Here is a 3,845-nt window from a genome sequence, read left to right as displayed (position 1 = left end):
GGATCTGCTTCAACCATCGGGGCTGGATCATCGTCATTTGAACAAGAAGCCATAAACACCACGGCACAAAGTAATAAACAAGATTTAATAATTTTTGAAGTTGTTTTCATTGGGTTTGTTTTAAAATTAATGTTTAGCGAAAATAGTACATAGATTAAACAAAAGAATATATTTATTAAATGTTTAACAAACATGTAATAGTTAATATATTTATTTAAACACCTTATATATAGTCTTTTCAGGTATCCAATCTACGATTATCTTTAAGATAGCCGATTGGTTTTTTGGTTGCTTTTGTTTAATAATAATTAATAAAATATTAACAAAATATATAACTCAGATTCGATCATTTTAAGGAGCTTTCTCTTAATTCCGGGATGAAAATCGCTAGTGTCTCAAGGCAATATTTCGTATTTTTGCAGGATAAATATGAAGAAAGTAGTAGTAGGCCTCTCAGGAGGAGTAGACAGCAGCGTAGCCGCATATTTGTTGAAAATGCAAGGATATGAGGTCATTGGTCTTTTCATGAAGAATTGGCACGATGATTCTGTGACTATTTCCAATGAATGCCCCTGGTTAGAAGATAGTAATGATGCCCTGATTGTAGCAGAAAAGCTAGGGATCCCATTTCAGACAGTAGATCTCAGCGTCCAATACAAAGAACGTATCGTAGACTATATGTTTCGTGAATACGAACGCGGAAGGACGCCTAATCCGGATATTCTTTGTAATCGGGAAATTAAGTTTGATGTTTTTTTAAAGATTGCTTTGGATCTTGGCGCCGACTTTGTGGCAACCGGGCACTATTGCCGGAAAGGAATGGTAAAAAATTCCTCGGTTGAGACACATTATCAACTCCTGGCAGGGAAAGACCCCAATAAAGATCAGTCCTATTTCCTTTGCCAACTTTCGCAGGAACAATTAGCCAAAACACTATTTCCCATTGGTGATCTCCTCAAACCTGAAGTTAGAAGGATAGCTGCGGAAAATAAATTGATCACCGCAGAAAAAAAGGACTCACAGGGGCTTTGCTTTATAGGAAAAGTTCGTTTGCCCGATTTTTTACAACAACAACTAAAACCTAAAAAGGGAGACATCATTGAAGTGCCGGCAAATGCATCTCACTACGGACATCTCCCTCCCAATTTTGATAATAAAGAACAAGAACTGGCGTATTTGTCAGAAAAACCCAGCTACAATAAAGAGGATGGTAAAATAGTGGGGGCACATCAAGGTGCACATTATTTTACGATAGGCCAACGCAAAGGATTGGATGTTGGCGGAACAAAGGAACCCTTGTTTGTTATTGGCACCAACGTAGACGAAAATGTTATTTATACAGGGCAGGGGAAGGCACATCCCGGCCTTTACAGAAAAACCCTGTTTGTTCATCAGGAAGAAGTTCATTGGGTACGTCCAGATCTTAGGTTGAGAATGGACGAAAGCATGGAAGTTATGGCCCGGATACGATATAGACAGCCCCTTCAAAAAGCTACCTTGTACCAGGTAGCTGGCGGACTCTATGCCGACTTTGAACAGAAGCAAACGGCTATTACCGAAGGGCAATTCATCGCCTGGTATCTTGGAGAAGAATTAGTTGGCTCTGGGGTGATCTCTTAGAAGCAATTGGAATTAAACGTTTATGCAAAATAGAATTACCACTCTTTTTGGGATTCAATATCCCATAGTACAGGCCGGGATGATCTGGGCCAGTGGCTGGAGACTAGCCTCTGCAGTGTCTAATGCGGGAGGCCTTGGTGTAATAGGAGCCGGCAGTATGTATCCCCAAATACTGCGGGAACATATTCAAAAGTGCAAACAGGCAACCACCAATCCTTTTGGGGTTAATGTACCGATGCTATATCCGGATATCGATATGCTGATGGAGATTATCACGGAAATGGAAGTGCCTATTGTTTTTACTTCTGCAGGAAACCCCGCCACCTGGACATCCTATTTAAAAGACAAGGGAATTACCGTAGTACATGTGGTAAGCAGTGTAAAATTTGCCCTGAAAGCAGAACAAGCCGGGGTAGATGCCGTAGTTGCGGAAGGATTTGAGGCCGGGGGTCATAACGGGAGGGATGAGACCACTACCCTTACATTGATCCCTGCCGTAAAAGAGCAGTTAGACATACCCTTGATTGCGGCGGGTGGTATTGCAACCGGTGGAGCCATGTTAGCTGCCATGGTTCTTGGAGCAGATGGGGTGCAGGTAGGCAGCAGGTTCGTAGCCTCTCATGAAGCATCTTCCCATATATCGTTCAAACAAAAGGTTGTGGATGCCAAAGAGGGCGATACCCAACTGACCCTGAAAGAGTTGGCGCCTGTGAGGATGTTGAAGAACGAATTCTATCAGGAGATCCAACAAGCATACAAACGTTGTGCCTCTGCAGAAGAGCTAAAGACATTATTAGGCAGAGCCCGGGCAAAACACGGCATGTTCGAAGGGGACCTGGAATCTGGCGAACTAGAGATAGGCCAGGTTTCTGCCATCATTCACGACATTAAACCGGCAGCCCGGATCATCGAGGATATGATGGCCGAATATGAAAAAGCTAAAAATGCCAAGTATTTTTAAGCGTTTATGAATAGCGTAATACAATTACTTAGCACTAAGTTGCGACCGTTGCTTTTTCAATAATGAATTAATGTCGTCTACCAAACGTGATATTTCTTCTTTTTTGGTGCCATCGTAAATCCCCCTTATTTGCTTCTGGGAATCTACCAATATAAAATTTGGTGTATGGATAAAATCCTGTAAACCCCCATCACCTTCATTTAAAACAGCAAAATAACTTTTGCGAGCCAGGGTATATATATGGTCTTTATCACCTGTGGTAATATTCCACTTGGAAGGATTGGCTTTGTACTTAAGTGCATATTTTTTTAGAACAGCCACACTATCAAATTCGGGGGTAACCGATAGGGACAGTAATTTTAACTCGTCATCCTGCTTAAAGATTTCCTGAATTTGTGCCATATTAAAGCTCATTAACGGGCATATACTTGGACAACGGGTAAAGAAAAAATCGGTTACATAAATACTACCATCATAATCTTTCTGAGTTATAGTATCACCATTCTGATTGATTAAAGAAAAGTCCATAACGCGATGACCCTGACCTATATCATGAAGACTAAGATCTACCAATGCGGGATTCAGATCAGCAGGATTGTAGATTGGAGGTTCGCTGGTATTTACTTTACTTGGCGAAAAAAAATAGATAGCAACAATAAATAGTATAAGTATTGCTATTGGAAAAAGCAATTTCTTCATATGTCGGGAATGCATTAAAAGGAAAAGATCTAATGGGTGCGTTAAAGTACCGAATTATTAATATCGATATCGGCATGTTCCCACGCCTTATCATATTCCTTTTTAATTTTTAGTGCTTCATCCATTTTACCTTGTGCTACAAGACTATTGTAAAGTCCCATCAAAGACCAGCCATTTTGCCTTAAAAGTTCCAAATCCTCTTTGTAGATCTTTTCGGCTTCTTCGGGTTTCTGAGCTTTTAAAAGTATGGCCCCTAAGTTTTGGCGTGTTGGGATATACCATGCCGCCGGTTCAGTATAGGTTAAACCATCTTCAATGGCCACTGCTTTTTCTAAATGCTCCTGTGCCTTTTTGAGGTCGCCCTTTAAGGCGTGCAATTCACCGGCTACCACCTGATAGGCCAGTTCTGCGATGGTTTTACTTGAGTCAAAACCCGCAGCGATCAAATTTTCTAAATCAGGATCTGCCAGCATTTCCTGAATGGCATCCAGTTCTTCTTGGGCCTCCTTTGGGTTGTTTTTTCTGATGAAAGCTATTCCCCGGGCATAATGCCAAATAAGTTTTA

General features: G+C 41.0%; 4 protein-coding genes. 2 read left to right on the top strand and 2 right to left on the bottom strand.

Features of this window, described 5'->3' with window-relative positions:
• The first annotated feature begins 429 nt into the window (after positions 1-429).
• On the top strand, positions 430-1,620 hold the full coding sequence (gene mnmA / locus WBM49_RS10400) for a tRNA 2-thiouridine(34) synthase MnmA (RefSeq protein WP_424371987.1): 1,191 nt from the start codon (positions 430-432) through the stop codon (positions 1,618-1,620).
• 22 nt (positions 1,621-1,642) lie between these two features.
• A complete protein-coding gene (locus tag WBM49_RS10395; protein WP_424371986.1) occupies positions 1,643-2,581 on the top strand; it encodes an NAD(P)H-dependent flavin oxidoreductase in 939 nt (312 codons plus the stop codon).
• Between the two features lie 24 nt (positions 2,582-2,605).
• Here WBM49_RS10395 and WBM49_RS10390 read toward each other — a convergent pair whose 3' ends face one another.
• Both WBM49_RS10390 and WBM49_RS10385 read right to left on the bottom strand, forming a co-directional pair.
• Positions 2,606-3,280 (bottom strand): SCO family protein, encoded by a 675-nt coding sequence (locus tag WBM49_RS10390; RefSeq protein WP_424371985.1) that lies wholly within the window; start codon positions 3,278-3,280, stop codon positions 2,606-2,608.
• 41 nt (positions 3,281-3,321) lie between these two features.
• Positions 3,322-3,845: tetratricopeptide repeat protein (locus WBM49_RS10385; protein WP_424371984.1), on the bottom strand; the 524-nt coding region annotated here is incomplete at its 5' end.

Source organism: Muriicola sp., assembly GCF_049669965.1.
GTDB lineage: Bacteria > Bacteroidota > Bacteroidia > Flavobacteriales > Flavobacteriaceae > Muriicola.
Note: the sequence above shows the minus strand (reverse complement) of the source record. Positions and strands in the feature narration are given on the sequence as shown.